Raw genomic sequence first — 20383 nt, 5'->3', positions numbered from 1 at the left:
ACTTACATCGTCGAACTCGTGGCAGAACCCAGACTAGCCAAGTCCATTAGTTCACGGGCTGCCACCGCATACATGGCGAAATCCTTTCCGCTGGCGGCACGCACATCACTGAGCATACCTCTCCAGCGTTCCACCATGGTACGGTTGTGCTCCATCCATAGGGCCAGCCGCGCAGCGTTATCTTCAGGTGCCTCAGGCATCTGCAAAACCGCAATCGTGATGATGCGCTGCTGTGCATCCAATTCATCTCTGAACGCTTCACGCGCCAATGCTTGCCAGGCGTTTTCAACCGGCAACTCGTTGAGCTGTTGCTGATACCAGGTCAGGTCGAGCGCATTGCCAACAGCGAACCAGGTCGAGGCTACCTGGATAGGATCATGCCCGGTCACGTCAGCCGCCTGGATGATGGGCAAAAGCGTATAGATGTGCGTCGTACCCGCCACCACACGCGCCAGTAGCTCCGGCGTACCCTGATCGATGTAATGCTGATACCGCCCTTCCCACTGGCTGCGTGGCTCGCCCTCGAGCAGTTCGTTCAAACGAACGCCCAGCGCGGCAACACGTGGCCCGAAGTGAGCAACATCACGCGCAGCATCCAGCTCACCGCGACGGCTGCGCAGGAACCAGCGCGTCGCACGACGCCCCAAGCGCATTAACTCATCCATCAGACTCAACTGAACATCTGCCGGAACCTTATAGTCCAGCGCTTCGATCTGACGCCACCAATGAGGCAGATGCAGGACATCCCGCATCACAACATAGGCACGCGTGATATCCGCCGCGCTCATGGCAGTGGACTCCTTGAGGCGCTGGATAAAGGTGATACCCATATGGTTGATCAGATCATTGGCGATCTGGGTACTCACGATCTCGCGCTTCAGACGATGCCGCTGCATCGCCTCGCCAAACTCCTCAGTCAGGCGCTGCGGGAACGCAGTATGCATGTCGCGGCTAAGGTACTCATCGTCCGGCACGCTCGACTTGAGCAACTGCTCCTTCAAATCGATCTTGCTGTAGGAGATCAGCACCGAAAGCTCGGCGCGGGTCAGGCCTATGCCTTGGCTGGCGCGCTCTGCCAGAACATCATCAGAGGGCAGGAACTCCAATGCGCGGTCAAGCTTGCCACGGCCTTCCAGGTCCACGATGAGACGCTTGTACTCCATGAGATGCGTCCGTGCACGACGCTCCGCCAGAGACAGCGCTTGGGTTTGCATGTAATTGTTGTTGACGACCAGCTCACCAACCTCATCGGTCATCTCGCCCATCAGCTGATTACGCTGTTTCAGGGTCATGTCGCCAGAGGATACCACATCGCCCAAGAGAATCTTGATGTTGACCTCATGGTCAGAGCAGTCCACGCCGCCGGCATTATCAATGAAGTCGGTATTGCATGCGCCACCATTGAGCCCATACTCGACCCGTGCCAGCTGGCTCATGCCCAGGTTACCGCCCTCACCTACCACCTTGGCGCGCAGCTCGTTGCCATTCACCCGTAGCGCATCGTTGGCCTTGTCGCCGATATCCGCATGGGATTCGAAGCTGGCCTTGACGTAAGTACCGATACCGCCGTTCCAGATAAGATCGACCGGAGCCTTGAGCAGTGCATGAATCAGCTCGTTAGGCGTCAGCTGATCGGCCTGGATATCGAAGCGCTCTTTCATCTGCGGCGAAATTTCAATTCGCTTGGCACTACGCGAGAAAATGCCGCCACCCTCGGAAATCAGGCTGGCGTCATAGTCCGTCCAGCTGGAGCGTGGCAGGTCAAACAGACGCTGGCGCTCGGCGAAGCTGCGGGCAGCATCGGGGTTTGGGTCAATAAAGATATGTAGATGGTTGAATGCCGCTACCAGCTCAAGGCTTTCCGAGCGCAGCAGGCCGTTACCAAATACATCACCGGCCATGTCGCCGATCCCTAGTACAGTGACTGGGTCTTTCTGGACGTCAATGCCCCGCTCGCGGAAATGCCGTTGTACGCTGACCCAGGCACCACGCGACGTGATACCCATTTTCTTGTGGTCATAACCTGCCGAACCACCAGAAGCGAACGCATCACCCAGCCAGAAGCCGTATTCAGCTGCGATACCATTGGCAATGTCCGAGAAGGTCGCCGTGCCTTTATCGGCTGCCACGACCAGATAGGGATCGTCATCGTCCTGACGCACAACACCCACCGGCGGAACGACTTCGCCTTCTTTCAGGTTGTCCGTGATATCCAGCAAACCGGAAATGAAGATGCGGTAGCACGCAATTGCCTCGGCCAGGATTTCATCCCGACTACCGCCTACAGGCAGACGCCGCGGTACGAATCCACCTTTTGCCCCTACCGGTACGATTACCGAGTTCTTGACCTGCTGCGCCTTTACCAGGCCCAGCACTTCTGTACGGTAATCCTCTTCCCGATCCGACCAACGCAGACCGCCACGAGCAACCTTGCCGCCTCGCAAGTGGACGCCTTCCACACGTGGCGAGTAAACGAAAATCTCAAATCGCGGTACAGGCTTGGGCAATTCGGGGATAGCACGCGGATTGAACTTGAAGCTGAAATAGCCCTTGGGCTGACCATTTTCGTCTGGCTGGTAGAAGTTGGTTCGCAGCGTTGCTTTGATCAGATCCAGGTAGCGACGCAGGATACGGTCTTCGTTTAGCACTGCCACGTTATCCAGCGCTGCAAGGATTGCCTGCTCCAAACGCTGTTGCTTGTCTTCCAGATCTTCCGGACTCATACGGCGCGCCAGATAGAAGCGCATACGGAACAGGCGTGTCAGCTCGCGTGCAATGTCCACATGATTGTTCAGCGTACTGGCAATGTAGCCAACGTCGAACCCAATGCGAATCTGCTTGAGGTAACGCGCGTAGGCACGCAGCAGGGCCACATCACGCCAGGGCAGCCCGGCCGTCAGGACCAGCCGGTTAAAGGAGTCATTCTCGGCGCTGCCATTGACGATATGGATGAACGCATCCTGGAACGTGTCGTTGAGCTGTTGCAGGTCCACATGCAACCCTGCCACCGTGGTAAAGGCAAAATCGTGGATCCAGTATTCGCGCCCATCTTTCTTGCGCAGGTGATAAGGAAACTCACCCAATACGCGCAGACCAAGGTTTTCAAGAATTGGCAGCACATCCGACAAGGCCAGCGGCGTATCCGCATGATAGAGCTTGCAATGCAGGACATTGTCGCCGCCGCTGTAACCGAGCGGCTGATAGAAGCTCATGATCAGCGGGCGGCTTTCCGACAGGTTCAGCAGATGCCGCATGTCCACCACCGCCAGATGCGGCGCGAAACGCTCACGATAACCGGCCGGGAAACCCTGAGGGAAATCGGCCAGTACAGCGGTACCCTGCGCCTCGCCCAAGGTATCGATGATCAGACTCGCATAGTCGTCCTTCCAGGACCGGCACGCCTGCACCATTTCCTTTTCGATACGCGAAGGATCAATTTCCGGCTTCTGGCCCGGATCGATACGCAGGATGAACTGAACACGCGCCAGAACGGATTCGGAGAAATAGGTCCAGAACTCGCAGTCGGTGCCATGCAAGCGCTCCATAAGGATCTGCTGCATGCGCTGACGGACCTCGGTGGAATAGATGTCGCGCGGTACATAGGCCAGGCAGTAATAGAAGCGTCCGTAGGGATCGCGGCGCAGGAAGACGCGAACCTTGTTGCGCTCCTGGATCTGCACAATGGACATCGCCGTAGCGAAAAGATCATCTACCGGTGTCTGGAAGAGATCATCACGAGGCAGTGCTTCAAGCACCTGCGCCAGTTCCTTGCCCAAGTGCGCACTGGCACCGAAATCGGCCCGACGTCTGACTTCCGCCGCCTTGCGCCGGATAAAGGGAATGGCTTCGACGCTCTGGTTATAGACGTTGGAGGTATATAACCCCATGAACCGGTGTTCACGAATGACATGCCCCTGTTCGTCGCATTGGCGGATCGAGACAAAATCGGGATAGGCTGGCCGATGCACCCGGCTTGGCAACGCAGCTTTGGCAAACGAGAGCAGCAACGGCTCACGGAAATACTGCAGCGACTCGGTCTGGATATGAGCGTCTTCGGCAGTAAGGCCTATGCGTAGCTGCCGCGAAAGCCCCAGCAGAGAGGACTCGTCATAGAAGATGCGACCACCTTCACCCTCGTTCTCGACGGTAAATTCTTCATATCCCAGGAACGTGAAGTGGTTATCGTTGAGCCAGGCCAGGAAGGTCTTCACCTCGTCCAGCTCTTCTGCTGCCACATTTGGCCCCGCCATGGTATCCAGCTGATCGAGCAGATGCGCTACACGCTGTTTCATGGGGTTGAAATCGTTCACGGCCAGGCGTACCTCGCCCAGCACTTCAAGCAGGGCTGATTCAAGCGCCTTCATGTCGCTGGCTGAAGCACAGCGATCGATCTCAAGGAAAATGACTGATTCCTGGCTGACTCCCTCTCCCTGGGTACCTTTGGGCAGTACCTCCAGCAGACGGCCTGTCTCATCACGGCGTACGCTCAGCACGCTGTTCTGCAGAGTATGTACGCTGTGTCCGGATCGATTGATCTGCATGCGGACAGAGTCAACGAGGAATGGGATATCGGCATGCAGGACCTCTACCGCCGTATGGCCAGACTGCCAACCATGCCGCTCGTATTCAGGGTTGAATACATTGACCTGCGGCTGAGCCGGATTGAAACGCTCCAACAAGCGCCAGGCCGAGAGTACACAACCAACAAGGTCCGAAAGACGGCGCTGGGTCAGTTCTTCCAACGCGACAATTCCGAAGAACTGGTCAGCGAAGGGTGTCAGCCTGGAGAGCGTCGGCTCGTCCACATGCTGAGCAAGAGCAAGGTGTAACTGGTGTTGAAAGTCCGCTTTGCTGGCAGCGGTAAAAAACGCCATGGTTGTACTCCATCTGGGCTTTATTCGTTTTTTGCACGCCTGGTGCCTACATACAAGGACGAGGACCCAGGGTGTTCAGCTCGAGTTCAACTTTATTGCAACTGAAGCCCCTGACATTTTTGGCAGCAGCGACTTCAGCCGGGTAAAAGCTTAAAACGAAGCTGCCGCCGCTGCATTCGGTGCCGCGACATCTTCGTTCATACCTGTTGCAGATGGGGTTTGGGAAAGGAATGGCGCAGCGTTTGCCGCTGCGCCAGAACGATTATTTCGAGGAGGGAATCTGGGTCGCCGGCGTCACACCGGTCGTGTTATTCAAAAGGCTGTCGGTTGCGGTTTGCAGGAAGGCATCCAGCTTGTGCTGCATGGCAGAGGCCTTGTCTGAATCATTAAGCACTTCCGCGTGATGGGTAGCACCCAATTCGTATCGATACAGGCGTGCGTTCAGGTCCTTGGGCTTCACCAGTATGTTGTCACCCGACACGATGGCTACGGTCTGTTCGCCACCTGACGGTTTGATAACCGCAACGCCAGGATCACCTGCGGGCAGGTCCAGCAAATCCCGGCCCCAGCATTGATGGCGGGCCGGTTCGCCCAAACGCCCGAGGATGGTGGGCACTATGTCGATCTGGCTACCGACCGTATCGCGGTTGCTGCCAAAGGTTTCCTGTACGCCAGGCCCAATCAGCAGCAGCGGTACGTTGAAGCGGAAAAGATCCATTTCCGTTAACTGTTCCGGCGCACCGAAACCGTGGTCGCCCACGATGACAAACAGGGTGTCCTTGAAATAGGGCTGCTTGCGCGCCTTGGCAAAGAACTGGCCCAGCGACCAGTCCGCATAGCGCATCGCTGTCAGATGCTCATCCAGCGAACCGTGTCCGGTTACACGCTCAACCGGCAGATCTTTGGGCAACGCGTAAGGGGTATGATTGGAAAGGGTTTGCAGCAGGGCATAAAACGGCTTGCCCTGCTTTTCGAGCTTGCTGAGCTCCTCAGCCGAGCGGGCAAACATGTCCTGGTCAGAAACACCCCAGGTTGGATCGATAAAGACCGGATTGACAAAGTCGTCACGCCCTACGAAAGAGGTCATACCCTGGTTGCTAAAGAAGCCAGACTGATTGTCCCAGGCGAAACTTCCGTTGTAGACATAGACATCATTATAGCCGCGCGGGCTGAGCATCTGCGGCAGTCCTGAAAACTTGTTACTGCCCTCTGGCATCCGCATGAGGTATTCGAAAGCCGGCAGGTTCGGGAAGCAGGCCATGGTGGCAAACATCCCCTGGTGGGTGTGAGTGCCGTTGGAAAAGAAACGGGTAAACAGCAGGCCGTCCTTGCTTAGCGCATCGAAATTGGGCGTGATGTTATCCGTACTGCCCAGCGCACCAATGTACCGGCCCGCCATGCTCTCCATCAGAATGACGACAACATTGCCTACACCCGGCAGCCTGGTTTCGGGCGCCGGTGTATAGACGCGACGAATGGCAGCGGTATCGGCATCCACCAGCTGATCACGAGGTGTGAGTAACATGCTGCGTACGGTCTTCAGCGCCTCATCCTCGGGCAGGGTCGCTTTCCAGGTGTTGTCCCGATGGTCAGAGAAGGAGTGCTCTGCCGCATTGATAAGCGTCAGAGTACCATTGAGCCCCAGATGATTCGCAAACATCGACTCCGTTGTATAGGCATCCCCCCAACGCAGCGGTGGGCCATGGCGCAGCGTGCCACGTACGGCAACGACCGCCACCAGCAGACAGACCACGAATACCGCGCCCCGCGCATACCAGGCAGGTGAAGCGACCAGGCGGGCTCCCGTGCTGTCCGAAGCGACAACCTTCGGGCGCGTCGCCCGCTCGATACGATGAAACATCCATCCCAGCAACAACGCTGCTACCAGCCAGGCCAGCAGAAGGCGAACAACAGGAAAGCCGTACCAGATCATACTGAATACGGTCTTGAGATCTTCCTGCATGTACTGGAACACCAAGCCATTCAGGCGCTGATGAAATTCCCGGTAGAAGTTCAGCTCCACCACACCCAGGAACAGGCAAAGGCTTGCAGCGACCGTAAGCCAGACGCAGTGCAGGCGGCGAGCCGCCATGGCACGCACGCTGAGCAGTGAAAGCAGTAGCGGCACACAGATGTATGCAATCAGGCGCAGGTCGAAGCGGGCACCGTTGATAAACGCCTCGATGAACTCGCCGGCAGGCGTATCGCCAATGGATTCATGATTATAAGCCAGCAAGGCCAGCCGCAGCAGGGCGAACATGACCAGCAAGGCCAGCGCACTCCCCAGTGTAAAGGCCAGATGACTGGCAATGGTTGGCTGTATAGGCCTGCGCCCTGGATTAGCGGGTCGTTTGGCGTCCGGTTGTTGCATTGTTTAAGCGCCTTCTTTGGTGCGTTGGAGTTTCAGGATGCGGTTGCGTCCCTGCTCGGATAGCAGAAAACTGCCGTCAGGTGATGGCAGAAGGGTCTGGGCAGAGCGAAGATGACTCAGGATTACATGCTCTTTGCCCTGTCGATCGAGCAGCAGCAGCCGGGCCATGTGCGTGGCGTCTTCCGTAATCCAAACACCCTCCGTGGTGCACACCATGAAGCCAGGCGCATTCAAACCGGTGAGCACTATAGGGTCCTGGCCATCGGCTTGCCATTGGTGGATTTCACCCTTCTGCTTTTCGAGATAGAACAGCGAACCGTCTGGGCAAGGTGCGACGGCTTCTGCCTGATCAAGGCCCTGCCGCAGAATGGTCACCGCCTGGGTGCTTGGGTCATAGCGCAGCAATCGCCCGTTGCCATGCAGATCTTCGATGGCGTAGAGGTAGTGTCCGTCGGTTGAGACTTCCTCGACATCGTTTCCCATGAACAGCTCGCGTTTTTGATCGCCCTTTTGCCAGATGACGGGATGTCGGTCAGCCTCCTGGCTATACACCACACCCCCTTGAAAGAACGTCAGGCCATCAGGCTTGGAAAGACCTTCGACATAAGGATTTAACGTCCCATCGGGAGAAAGCGTCATGACTCTTCCCTTTCCATCCTGGAACTCTTCCGTTACATACAGAGTGCCTGCCTCATCCCTGATCAGCGCACTGACGTTAGGAATATTCTGGCGATAGATTGAGTACTCCCAGCCATCAGCGGCCTGGACAGGGAAGAAGTGTTTCCAAAGTGGAACGCAGGCCGCTGCAATTAGCGCAATACCTGCAATAGCAGCCAGCTTTCCGGCGCGCCTATTCAGCGTCATTGATACGCAGCCCGTTCAAAAAGCGTAAGAATGCCGGATCAGGAATCAAAATTTCGTCAAAATACCGCCTGCAGCCTTTGCAAGACCATTGATCTTCCGTGTACTAGCCAAACGCCGCTAGAGGTTAGGTGTAGTGCATGGGAATGGATTAAAGTAACGCCCTGCCGAGGCTTTCATCCTTGCCATTTTTCCAGGAAGTATTAATGGAACACCGTGAAGCGCTGATCTCGCTACGCAATTACCTGTCCAGCCAGATCCTGGGCCAGGAAAAGCTTATCGAGCGTTTGTTGATCGCACTGCTCGCCGACGGGCATCTTCTTGTAGAAGGCGCTCCCGGACTTGCGAAAACCAAGGCAATCAAAGATCTCGCCGACGGACTGGAAGCCGAGTTTCATCGCATCCAGTTCACTCCGGACCTATTACCGGCCGACATTACCGGTACCGAGATCTATCGAGCCGACAGCGGTAACTTCGAATTCCAGCGCGGCCCTATCTTTCACCATCTCGTGTTGGCAGACGAGATCAACCGAGCACCGGCCAAGGTACAGTCCGCCCTGCTGGAAGCCATGGCGGAGCGCCAGGTCAGTATTGGCCGCACCACCTATGACCTACCGCCGTTGTTCCTGGTCATGGCTACACAAAATCCTATCGAGCAGGAAGGAACCTACCCGCTGCCGGAGGCCCAGCTCGACCGGTTCCTCATGCATGTCAAGATTGGTTACCCGGATGCCAGCGTTGAACGACGGATCCTGGCGCAGGCACGAGGCGAGGCATTACACGGGGAAACTAAGGCGCCTAATCAGGTGACGCAGGAGGCTATCTTTGCGGCCAGACGGGAGGTTGTTTCGCTGTACATGGCCGACGCGGTCGAGGAGTATCTTGTCCAGCTCATAATGGCGACACGGACACCGGCACGCTTCGATGCCGAACTGGCACAGTGGCTAAGCTATGGGTCGAGTCCGCGGGGCTCCATCGCGCTGGATCGTTGCTCTCGCGCACATGCCTGGCTTGCGGGGCGGGATTTCGTCAGTCCGGAAGACATCCAGGCGGTACTGTTCGACGTTCTGCGACACCGCATAATCCTCTCCTTCGAGGCCGAAGCGGCCGGCGTCGACCATGATCGCGTTGTGCAACGTATTCTCGACGTCGTGGCCGTTGCATAGCACCATGGGCACGCCGCGCAGCGTCAGTATCAGCCTGACCGAGCTGATCGACATGAGACACCGCGTTCCAGAGGTCAAACTGTTCGCGGCCGCCGGGCGACGCAGCCCGCTCATTGGCGTTCACCATTCACGCCTGCGGGGTCGCGGCGTGGACTTCGATCAGGTACGGGTGTATCAACCAGGCGACGACGTCCGCACCATTGACTGGCGTGTGACCGCCAGAAGCCGCGAGCCACATACCAAGCTGTTTCATGAGGAGCGTGAGCGCCCTGTCTATCTGCTGATTGAACAGAGCCAGCGCTTGTTCTTTGGCTCGGAGCGCGTGTTCAAATCGGTATTGGTGGCACAGGCAGCTGCCCTAATTGGCTGGTCCGTGCTGGGTCACAGTGACCGCATTGGCGGCATGGTTTTTGGTGATGACGGCTTTCACGACGTGCGTCCCCGGCGCAGCAAGCAAAACCTGCTGAGGTTGTTCGATCATCTGATCAAGGCCAATCACACTCTTATGGACCAGACCGAACCCAAACTTCCGAGCGACGCCTTTTCATTGGTGCTGCGGCGCGCACGTGAAGTACTGCGTCCAGGCAGCATGGCATTGATCCTATGCGATGAGCGTAGCCTGAGCGAGGCCGCGGAGCAGCAACTGGCCCTGGCGTCTCGCCATACGGACCTGGTTCTGTTACCGGTCTCCGATCCGCTGGACCACCGTTTGCCAGCAGCCGGATTTCTTCGCTTCGCCCAGCACGACACCGAGCTTGAAATCGACACCCTGAACGGCACGCTGTCGAACGCCTACCTGCAGCAGGCAAAGCAGCGTCGGGAGCGCTGGACACGCCTAAGCCAGCGACTGGGTATCCCGCTGCTTCCGCTTTCTACTTCCCACGACCTGATTGAGCAGCTGCGTAAGCATCTGCACCAGCATCAGCCTGGCTACCAGCAATGAACCCGCTCGATCAATTGGCCCCTCTAGTCAGGCCCGAGCCCGTTTCGTTCTGGCCGTTGGCACCCGGCTGGTGGATAGCGCTGGTCATGTTAGTGGCGGTACCTGCTGCAGCATTCATGGTATGGCGGCATCGGCGCCAGACGTCTGTGGAGCAGCCTGTTTCAGAAGAAGAGCAACTGGAGAGGCCTCGCCGGGCGGCACTGCTTGAGCTGGCACAAATGCCCCGTCCCTATGGCGAATCCGCCGGACCCTGGCTGCAAAGTCTCAATGCCCTGCTCAAACGGCTGTGCATGACCCGCTATCCCGACAGCCACTGCCAGACATTGAGCGGGCGCGCCTGGCTGGCCTTTCTCGACACCCGGTGTACGGCAGCTGGCCTGACACGCTGGATGGTCTTGGTAGAAGGCGCTTATCGCCCGGACTGCCGGTTGGACGACAAGACCATCGATGGCCTTTACGCCGCGATCAGCATATGGATTCGCAAACATGTTTGAATTTGCCTGGCCGTGGATATTTTTCCTGGCACCCTTGCCCTGGGTGGCCAGGCTGATATTGCCGCCTGCGCAAAGCCAGGAGTCAGCACTCAAGGTCAGTTTTCTGAAAGAACTTGAGCACCTTGTAGGACACCGCGCCCATACACGTCTGCCTGCCCTGAAGCGGCAGTTGCCGTTTGTATTGATCTGGGTGCTGCTTCTGGCAGCAACAGCTCGTCCCCAATGGGTGGGTTCACCCCTTCCGCTTCCTACCAGTGGCAGAGACATCTTGCTGGCCGTTGACGTGTCTGGCTCCATGGATTATCCCGACATGACCTGGAAGGGAGAAGACATCAGCCGCCTCACCCTGGTAAAGCATCTGATCGGCGATTTTATCGAAGGCCGCACGGGTGATCGCATCGGTCTTATCCTCTTTGGTTCGCAAGCTTATGTGCAGGCGCCGCTCACCTTTGATCGCCGGACGGTCCATGCCCTGCTCGATGAGGCCCTGGTAGGTATTGCAGGCAAGAACACCGCTATCGGTGACGCCATTGGCCTGGCGGTAAAGCATTTGAGGATGCGTCCGGAAAATAGTCGAGTCATGGTCTTGATTACGGATGGCGCCAATAACGGTGGCCGCGTCGATCCACTGATCGCTGCTCGCCTGGCCGCCGAAGAGCATGTACGGATCTATGCCATCGGGATTGGTGCCGACCCACAACAGGCCAGTCTCTCGAGCCTATTCGGTTTCAGCAGCCTGGATCTGGATGAGGACACATTAAAAGCCATTGCCAAGGAAACCGGAGGCCGCTATTTCCGTGCCCATTCGCAGGAAGAGCTGTCCGCCATCTCGAATGAACTCAACAGCTTCGAGCCGATTGCACAACAGCCCACCCGTGTACGTCCAGCCAAAGCGCTCTTTTACTGGCCACTGAGTCTTGCCCTTCTGACCAGCCTGATCGCCGCTGCCTTGCATATCTGGCCGAAACCCTGGCGGCGTATTCCCCGGCTGCGTGCCTACGCACAGGCGCGCGGGAGGAGGCAGACATGATGTCGCTGATTCCACACCTGTCGCGTCCTCTCTGGCTTCTAGCATTCCCCGTGCTGCTCTGGCTCCTCTGGAAGCTGTGGCATCGTCCGCGTCGCGTAGGACATTGGCAACGGCTTTTGCCAACGGCATTTCACGAATGGCTGCTGACCACGCCATCCAGAGATACCCAACGCCTGCCGTTGTTACTGTTTGGTCTTGGCGCTGCACTGGCAATCCTGGCATTGAGCGGCCCCAGCTGGCAACGCGCCGAGCAGCCGGCTTACACACGTACCGATCCGCTGGTTATCGTGCTCGACATGACGCCGGACATGCTGGCTTCGGACGTTTCCCCTTCTCGCCTGATTCAGGCCCAGCACACCATTCTGGACCTGTTGGCGGCTCGTCGGGATGCTGAAACTGCCATTGTCGTCTATGCCGGCAGCAGTCATGTCCTGGTCCCGCTGACCAACGACCTGCATACGGCACAAAGCCTGCTGGAAGCCGTGCGTCCGGCGATCATGCCAGAAGCCGGCGAGCGTGCGGATTTAGCGGTACGCCAGGCACTGCAGCTACTCCGGCAAGGCAGCGGTACAGGAGGACGAGTCCTACTAATAACCAGCCAGCTCAGCAACCAGGAACAGAAAGGCATACGTGAAGCGCTATCCAGCTATAGGGTTCCCTTGCTTATGCTGGGTATGGGGACACTTGAAGGTGCGCCGATGGCGCGAGAAGAAGGCGGCTATCTGACCGACAATCAGGGTAATATTCTGCTGTCACGCCTGGATGAGGCTACCTTGCTCCGCTTCGCTCAATCGGTGGGTGCGCAGTATCAGCGCCAACAGCCTGATGAGCGTGACCTCCGCGCGTTGGGTCTGCTCGACACACCGGACACCGTAGCCGAGCGACAGGAACAGGTACGCCTGGATGCCTGGGTCGACCAAGGCTACTGGCTGCTTATCCCCGTGCTGATTCTGGCTGCATGCGCAGGGCGAAAAGGCTGGCTCTTGTGTATACCGCTTTTGCTGTTTGTCATGCCACCTCCCGCTCACGCGTTTGCGTTCGAAGATCTCTGGTTGCGCAAGGATCAGCAAGGCGCCCGTTTGCTTGAAGCGCAACGTCCTGACGAAGCCGCTCGACGGTTCGAGAATCGTGAATGGCGTGGTGTCGCCCAATACGAAGCAGGTCAATATGAAGAGGCTGCCAAAACCTTTGCCCAGGGCAACAGTGCGGTAGATCACTACAACCGCGCTAACGCCCTGGCCAAAGCCGGTCAATTGACTGGCGCGCTGGACGCTTATGACCAAGCACTCAGGCTGCAAAGCAATTTTCCCGAGGCCCTCCATAACAGAGCCCTAATAGAAGCCTTGCTCAAACAGCAACAGGAACAGGCAACCGCTCAGGACGCCACGCCTAATGAAGCAGGAAGTGACGACCAGCACAGTCAGTCCGACACCCAAGCCCAACCCTCACCGCAAAACAGTGACGCCACTGATGAGCCAAGGGCTGCGTCGAACCATGACGAATCAGGGCAGCCCGTTGGCCAAACCTCAGGCGAAGCCAGCGATAGCGAGGCCGTCGAGACCGAGGAAGAGAACGACGACCTTCTGTCTCAGCCTCACTCGAACGTACTGAGCGAGGAACGCAGGCAGTCACTGGAACAATGGCTAAGGGAAATACCAGACGATCCCGCAGAGCTGTTACGCCGCAAGTTCTGGCATCAGCAGCAACAAAAACAGGAAAATAGAACACCATGAGCCTAGTCCGTATTGCGCTCACCCTGCTTCTGCTGGTCAGTCTGCCTGGCTGGGGGGCAGACTTTACGGCTCGCGTGGACCATACCCAACTCGTACCTGGCGAGACCTTCGAGCTTGTCCTCGAATCAAGCGATCCGACGCTTTTCGGCAAACCGGATCTGTCTCCTCTGGAGCCCCAGTTCGATATTCTCGGCACACGCCAGATCAACCAGTTGAGTGCGGGTCCCGATCAAAGCGAGCCTATCACCCGCTGGATCGTAACGCTTCAACCGCGGCAGCGCGGAATCGTAGTGATTCCCCCGCTGACCCTGAGTGGGGTGCGAAGCCAGCCGATTACGCTGCATGTCAACGAAACTTCGACACTTACCCCCAGCGCTCAAAACCTGGAGCCGGTCTTTATCGATGCTACGGTGGATCAGGAAACCGCTTATGTGCAGGCGCAGCTGGTCCTGACGCTACGCATCCTCCACTCCGTACCGCTTTACGATGACAGTAACCTCAGTACGCTGAGCATGCCATCAGCGCGCGTCGAGCCTTTGGGAGAGCCCAGGACGTATGAGCAGACCATTGGCGGCGTGAGACATGGTGTTATCGAGATCCGCTATGCCATTTTTCCGCAGCAAAGCGGTCCATTACGCATTCCCAGCCTGTCGTTCAGTGCCACGGCGGTTGATACCTCAACCAGTGGTCAGCAGTCGTCTCCGTTCAGCTCAAGGCCGGGTCGGGTAATACGCGTGGATACCAGCGAGATTCCCATTCAGGTCAAAGCCAAGCCTGCCGATTATCCTGCTGACGCACCCTGGCTACCGGCACGTCATATCGAGCTGAGCGAAGCGTGGAATCCCCAGCCGGAAGAAGCGCGCCAGGGCGCCGTATTAACACGCCACCTTCTTCTCAAGGCAGAAGGCCTGTCCAGTGCACAGCTGCCGCCTCTGCCGCAGCCGATTGTAGACGGGCTTCGCCGCTATCCAGACCAGGCCAAGCTGACCAACGACGTGCAGGATCAAAGCCTGGTCGGCAGTCGCGAGGAGCGGGAGGCGCTCGTACCCAACCGGAGCGGCGACATCACTCTACCTGCTCTGGAAGTTGTCTGGTGGAACACTCGGACCGACCAACTTGAGCGTACACAGCTACCTGCCCATACCCTTACTGTCGCTGCCGACCCGACCCTAATGCCACCGTCCCCAGGGCAGGCCTCTACCAGTGTGAACGGGAAGCGACTACTTCTCTGGCCATGGCAGCTGGCCAGTTTTATTCTGCTTCTGACCACACTGTTGGGTTTCGGGCTATGGTGGCGAGCCCGCCAACTGCCCGCCATTATTAAAATGGCTCCTGCCGGCCCGAGCCCACGCACGCTGCTCGATGATTTGCGACGCGCCTGCCAGGCTAACGATCCGCATGCCACGCGTCAGGCGCTCGATGCCTGGGCTCGACAACAGCCAGAAACCCTGGCAGAAATGGCAGCCCGCTTCGATCCGCTTTCTGTCGCTCTGGATGACCTTAACGGCGCGCTTTACAGCGAAAGCGGACAGCACTGGCAAGGCGAGACACTGTGGCAGGCGTTCCAGGCTTTACCACCCTCTACGCAGCCCGTACAACAGGAGCCTGGCTCACTGCCACCGCTATACCCGCGCTGATGGTCCGGGCGCAACGCCTCGACCACACGCCTGAACAGGAATACCATGCGCATTCTTCATACTTCCGACTGGCATCTTGGCCAGACCCTTCATGGTCAGGATCGCGACTTCGAACACGCCTGTTTTCTCGATTGGCTGTTGGCACAACTCAAGGCACGCCGCCCCGACGCCCTGCTCATCGCTGGCGACGTCTTCGACACGATCAACCCGCCGGTCAAGGCGCAGGAGCGCCTCTATGACTTTATCGTACAGGCACACCTGGCGCTTCCTACGCTAACGGTGGTGATGATTGCAGGCAACCATGACTCTGGAGCCCGGATCGAACTCCCCGCTCCGCTCATGCGCAGCCTGCGGACCCATGCGTTAGGGCGAGTGCTCTGGCTGGATGACGGCTCGCTGGATGCCAGGCGGCTAATGGTTCCGCTTACCGATGCAAACGGCGCGATCAGAGCCTGGTGCCTAGCCCTGCCTTTTTTACGACCGGCAGAAGTAACGGGGGGAAGTGATGGTACCTATATGGAGGGTATCGCCAAGGTACACGCAGAGCTGATTGCCCACGCTGAAACACGTCGCACACCAGGCCAGGCCCTTATTGCCATGAGCCACGCACACTTGGCGGGAGGCCAGGTATCGGAGGATTCAGAGCGCAATATTATTGTTGGTAATGCCGAAGCTCAACCTGCCTCTCTGTTTCCACCAAGCATTGCCTACGTGGCATTGGGTCATTTGCATAAGCCGCAAAAGGTAGCCAAGCAGGAGCGTATCCGGTACAGCGGATCTCCCCTTCCCCTCTCGTTCGCGGAAGTGGACTATCCTCACCAGATTCTTGATGTTCAGTTCGAAGGAGAAGCGCTCAAGACTGTCGAGAGCATTCGGATCCCGCGAGCCGTGGACATGGTGCGCCTGGGCCCTGCACCACTGGCAGATATCCTTGAGCATCTCAAAAGCCAATCCGAAATCGACCTCTTCAATACACCCGGAAGCCACCTGGCTCCCTGGCTCGAAGTCAGAGTCATACTCGACGCACCCCAACCCGATCTACGGCAGCGGCTGGAGTCTGCTCTTGAAAGAAAATCGCTGCGCCTCGTACGGATCGGCGTGCAATACGCGGGAGCCGTCAGTACTTCCAGCGAGTCGCCGGAGCTGGTGGCGCTGGAGCAACTGACGCCACAAGAGCTTTTCAGCCGTGCCTGGCAGGATACCTATGGGCAAATGCCAGAATCGTCCACACTGGACGATTTTGCCCAGTTGCTTGAAGACATCGCACTGGGAGAACAGGCATGAAGATTCTGGCCGTTCGCCTGAAAAACCTCGCCTCTCTTGCCGGCCCGCATGAGCTGGACTTCACCGCTGAACCTCTTGCCAGCACCGGCCTGTTTGCCATTACCGGCCCAACCGGTTCAGGCAAGAGCACACTGCTGGATGCCCTTTCGCTAGGGCTGTTTGGTGAAGTGCCACGCCTTAGCAATGTGCGCAAGGAAGCCAAGGTGCCAGACGGCGATAACGAAATTGCTACAGGCGATCCACGTACCCTTCTTCGCCGCGGTAGCGGTGCAGGCTATGCTGAAGTGGACTTCCTGGGTATCGACGGTTATCGCTACCGTGCACGCTGGGAAGCCAATCGCGCTCGAGACAGAGCGGATGGAAAACTTCAGCCCAGCCGCCAGAGCCTGCGGAACCTGGACACGCAGCAGCTGTTGGCAGCCGACAAGAAAGCCGAATTCAAAACCCAGCTTGAGCAGCGCCTGGGCCTTACCTTTGAACAGTTCACCCGCGCAGTGCTACTGGCGCAAAGCGAGTTCAGCGCCTTTCTGAAAGCGGACGACAACGGCCGCAGCGAACTCTTGGAAAAACTGACCGATACTGCGATCTATAGCCAGCTTGGCCGACGCGCCTTCGAACGGGTGAAACAGGCTCGGCAGTCCCTTGATCAACTGGAACAGCAAGCAGGTGGTATCCGCCCCCTAGACGACGCTGGCCGCACAGCACTCGAAACCCAATGCCAGAGCACGCTGGAAGCCTTGACCCGCATTCAGGCCGAGCTTGGTGAGGTCGAACAGCAGCGGCGCTGGTTAAGGGATTTGAAGCGATTGGAGCAGGAACTTGCTCAGGCCCAGACAGCGCGTACAACAGTGCGGCAGCAACACGATGAGTATAAAGAGGCGCGCCAGACGCTTCATTGGCTTGATCAGTTGCTACCACAGCGTCATCGCTATCAGCAGAAGGCGCAGCTTGAGCATGACATGGGCCAGCTGACGGCCCACCTCATACAACTTGAACAGCAGAAACAAGCGCTTGAACAACGCCTGGACGAGTTGACAGAACGCCAACAGCACGCTCAAACCCGTCGCCAAACCGCGGAAGAAGCCCTGCATCAAAGTGCCGATTCACTGCAACAGGCTTTTCAAGAAGAGAACGACCTCAGCCGCCTCAAGCTCGACGTCCAGCAGACCCGCGAGGCGTGGCGTCAAGAGGACTCGTTTCAACGCGAATCCCTGGCAAGGATCAATGCCTTGGCAACTACCGAGGTGGAGCAACGTCAGGCACTGGAGCAGATAGCCACAGAGCTTCAGACAAGCGAGGCACTGTCAGCATTATGTGATGCCTGGTCAGCCTACCGACCTCGCCTTCAGCAGAACCTGCAGCTCGGCGAGCGCTTGGCGGGATCCCGCCTGCGCATTCCCCAGTTACAGGCTGCTGTAAAAAAAGCCCAGGAAGAGGCCGATACTTATCAGACAGCCATCCAGACGCTCCAGCAGGAATCCGGCGCGGAAGGCAACCTGAGCGAGCAAATCCAGGCGCTGACGCAACAGCAACAGGCCAGCCGCCCCTTGCTCAGCTCACTGGAACGACTCATCTATCTCTGGCAACAAGGAGAAGAGCTCGAAGGCTATTGGCTCAGTAATCAGGAAAAGCAGACAGCGCTCTTGCAGGAGCGGGCCCACACCATAGCCGAGGGTAAGCGCGCCGCTGCAGAGCACGCCGAAGCCGAGCGCGACCTCAAGCTCACCCTTGCCGTGCTTGAGCGGCAACGGCTGATGCGTAGCGTAAGCGTGGAAAAGCTGCGTGCCCAACTCGTAGAGGGCGAGCCCTGCCCTGTGTGCGGTAGCCAGGAGCATCCTTTTCATCAGGAGAGTGTTCTGGCAAAGGCTATAGCCTCCCATGAAGCTCGGGAAGAAGAGCAGGCTCGACTACATGTGCAACAGCTGTACGAACGCCTGATTGGTCTACGAAGCGCTGTTGCCGGTCTGAATGAACGACTCAAGGATCTCAAGCAGCAAGAAGAACAGCTGACCGCACAGCAGTTGGGAATACATGAGCAGCTGCGAGGCCACCCGGAAGGCAAGACACTTCTCGCCCAACCTGAGGAGCATCGCTCTTTCTGGCTGAACGAACAATTGACAGCACTCAGCAAGCGCATCCAGACCGAAGAAACGCGCCTGCAGTTCCTATTGAATCATCAGCAAAAAATCGATGGCTTACAGGAGCGTTGGCAAACCGCCCGCGAGCGTAGCCAGCAGGCCGCATGGGAGTTGGAAGAACACCTGAAAGCCATCCAGCAGGATGAGCTTCGACACGCTCAGGAGCTGGCTGAACTCACTGCACTACTGCCTGCACCCTGGCTGGAACATTGGCAACAGCAGCCCCAGCCTACGTTTACGCGCTTGGAAGCACTCATAGAAGCTCGACACCATCACCTGCTACGCAAACAGGAGCTGGAAAAGACATTGACGACCTGTACGTCCGACCTCGAACGTGAGCGTTATCAACAGCAGACCAGACTTCAGCAGCACGAAAAGCTTTCCAATCTGCTGGCAACACTGGAAGAACAATTGACGAGTGGTCAGCTGCGCCTTCAGACAACATTGGGTGAACATGCCAGCCCCCATGCCTGGCAACAGGCATTGAACCAATCCGTTGAACAGGCACGCCAAGCAGAGAGTCAAGCCAGGGAAGCCTGGAGTGAGGCCAATCTGAGCCATGAGCAATTACGCCATACTGTTGAACTCAAGCGAGGCGAAGCGCAAAAGCTGGACTCCGCACATGGTCTACTTCTCGTCGAGCTTGAGGCCTGGCGGGCCCAGCACAGTACGCTTGACGAGACACTGCTGACTCGACTGCTGGGTATTGATGACCGTGAGCACACTGCCTTGCGCCGGCAGATGCAGACCCTGGAACGGGCTGTCAATGAGGCTGACGTGGTCGTTCAAGAGCGTGAAAACCGTCTGGCAGCCCACCGGACCGAGCGGGCCGACCTTCCTGAGCAGGAGACACTGGAGCAGCGCTGGACAGAGCTGAGCCAACTCAACCAGGCCTCTCAGGAACGCCATGCCGAACTACGGGCTGAAATCGCTGAAGACAACCGTCGGCGCACACAAAGCGCTGAGTTGCTGAACGCGATCGAGAGCGCCCGCGCGGAGTACCTTCGCTGGGCCAGACTGGACGAGCTGATCGGCTCTGCCGATGGTCATACCTTCCGCAAGATTGCTCAAGGCTACAATCTGGATCTGCTGATCCATCATGCCAATGCTCAACTCCAGCAGCTGGTCCGCCGCTATCGGCTCAAGCGAGGCGGCAGTGCGCTAGGGCTCTTGGTTATGGATACCGAAATGGGCGATGAGCTGCGCTCGGTACATTCTCTGTCCGGTGGAGAAACATTTCTCGTTTCGCTGGCACTGGCCCTCGGTCTCGCCTCTATGGCGTCAACTAACCTGAAGATCGAGTCGCTGTTTATTGATGAGGGCTTTGGCAGCCTTGACCCTGATTCGCTACAGCTTGCCATGGACGCATTAGACGGACTTCAAGCTCAAGGCCGCAAGGTTGCTGTCATTTCCCATGTCCAGGAAATGCATGAGCGTATTCCTGTCCAGGTGCAGGTATGCAAACAGGGCAACGGATTGAGTACGTTAAGAATCCAGGGGCCGATGCCTCGCTTTATTGACTAAGCCATGCTGCCGGGCATCACCGTCCAGTGGCGCTCACACGAACCGAGCGCCACTCGTGATCGTTTTATTTTTTCAAACGTCTGGCTATCCGCTGGGCGCACATCCGGGAGCAGTGACTGAAGCACGATTCCTTTAGGAAATGTTTCTTACACATATGTCCTACAGGTTTTTGCGGTTTCGAACAGATTGCAATCAGCCCCGCTGACGGGTCAGCTGTACGCCGATTGGCGCAAAGGTATCTCATGTCGATACCCAGGCGTTATGGAGCGACACCAGGGAAAGTCCGCGCGACCAGAATGCCAGGAAAGAATAAACATCACTTATGGCA

At 57.6% G+C, this 20383-nt stretch carries 11 protein-coding genes; 8 read left to right on the top strand and 3 right to left on the bottom strand.

What is annotated here, in order from left to right:
* Positions 1 to 2: 2 nt before the first annotated feature.
* The 3 genes from AC4LF3_RS08245 to AC4LF3_RS08235 all read right to left on the bottom strand — a co-directional run bounded on the left by AC4LF3_RS08245 (position 3) and on the right by AC4LF3_RS08235 (position 8109).
* Positions 3 to 4874 carry an NAD-glutamate dehydrogenase gene (locus tag AC4LF3_RS08245; RefSeq protein ID WP_491835071.1) on the bottom strand — a complete coding sequence of 1624 codons (4872 nt, stop codon included), beginning with the start codon at positions 4872 to 4874 and terminating at the stop codon, positions 3 to 5.
* A gap of 262 nt (positions 4875 to 5136) precedes the next feature.
* Positions 5137 to 7245: an LTA synthase family protein gene (locus AC4LF3_RS08240; protein WP_491835070.1), complete on the bottom strand. Its 2109-nt coding sequence runs from the start codon at positions 7243 to 7245 to the stop codon at positions 5137 to 5139.
* Between the two features lie 3 nt (positions 7246 to 7248).
* Positions 7249 to 8109: an SMP-30/gluconolactonase/LRE family protein gene (locus AC4LF3_RS08235; RefSeq protein WP_491835069.1), complete on the bottom strand. Its 861-nt coding sequence runs from the start codon at positions 8107 to 8109 to the stop codon at positions 7249 to 7251.
* 203 nt (positions 8110 to 8312) lie between these two features.
* On the opposite strand from AC4LF3_RS08235, the gene AC4LF3_RS08230 reads away from it, so the two are divergent.
* From AC4LF3_RS08230 to AC4LF3_RS08195, 8 genes are read left to right on the top strand one after another with little or no spacing between them, the layout of a single operon-like run.
* A complete protein-coding gene (locus AC4LF3_RS08230) occupies positions 8313 to 9272 on the top strand; it encodes an AAA family ATPase (RefSeq protein WP_010797970.1) in 960 nt (319 codons plus the stop codon).
* A 4-nt stretch (positions 9273 to 9276) separates the two neighbouring features.
* The gene (locus tag AC4LF3_RS08225; protein WP_491836262.1) at positions 9277 to 10215 is read left to right on the top strand and encodes a DUF58 domain-containing protein; all 939 of its coding nucleotides are present in this window, start codon (positions 9277 to 9279) and stop codon (positions 10213 to 10215) included.
* Positions 10212 to 10709 carry a DUF4381 domain-containing protein gene (locus AC4LF3_RS08220; RefSeq protein ID WP_491835068.1) on the top strand — a complete coding sequence of 166 codons (498 nt, stop codon included), beginning with the start codon at positions 10212 to 10214 and terminating at the stop codon, positions 10707 to 10709. Before AC4LF3_RS08225 ends, AC4LF3_RS08220 begins: the two co-directional genes overlap by 4 nt.
* Positions 10702 to 11739 carry a vWA domain-containing protein gene (locus AC4LF3_RS08215; protein WP_491835067.1) on the top strand — a complete coding sequence of 346 codons (1038 nt, stop codon included), beginning with the start codon at positions 10702 to 10704 and terminating at the stop codon, positions 11737 to 11739. The genes AC4LF3_RS08220 and AC4LF3_RS08215 overlap by 8 nt, the downstream gene beginning before the upstream one ends.
* Positions 11739 to 13472: a VWA domain-containing protein gene (locus AC4LF3_RS08210; protein ID WP_491836261.1), complete on the top strand. Its 1734-nt coding sequence runs from the start codon at positions 11739 to 11741 to the stop codon at positions 13470 to 13472. Before AC4LF3_RS08215 ends, AC4LF3_RS08210 begins: the two co-directional genes overlap by 1 nt.
* Positions 13469 to 15109 (top strand): BatD family protein, encoded by a 1641-nt coding sequence (locus tag AC4LF3_RS08205; protein ID WP_491835066.1) that lies wholly within the window; start codon positions 13469 to 13471, stop codon positions 15107 to 15109. Before AC4LF3_RS08210 ends, AC4LF3_RS08205 begins: the two co-directional genes overlap by 4 nt.
* Positions 15110 to 15154: 45 nt before the next feature.
* Entirely contained in the window at positions 15155 to 16393 is a 1239-nt protein-coding gene (locus AC4LF3_RS08200) for an exonuclease SbcCD subunit D C-terminal domain-containing protein (RefSeq protein ID WP_491835065.1), read from the top strand.
* Entirely contained in the window at positions 16390 to 20055 is a 3666-nt protein-coding gene (locus AC4LF3_RS08195; protein WP_491835064.1) for an AAA family ATPase, read from the top strand. The genes AC4LF3_RS08200 and AC4LF3_RS08195 overlap by 4 nt, the downstream gene beginning before the upstream one ends.
* Positions 20056 to 20383 lie beyond the last annotated feature (328 nt).

Source organism: Pseudomonas sp. C2.3V (assembly GCF_058536325.1).
This window is presented reverse-complemented; position numbering and strand designations above follow the sequence as displayed.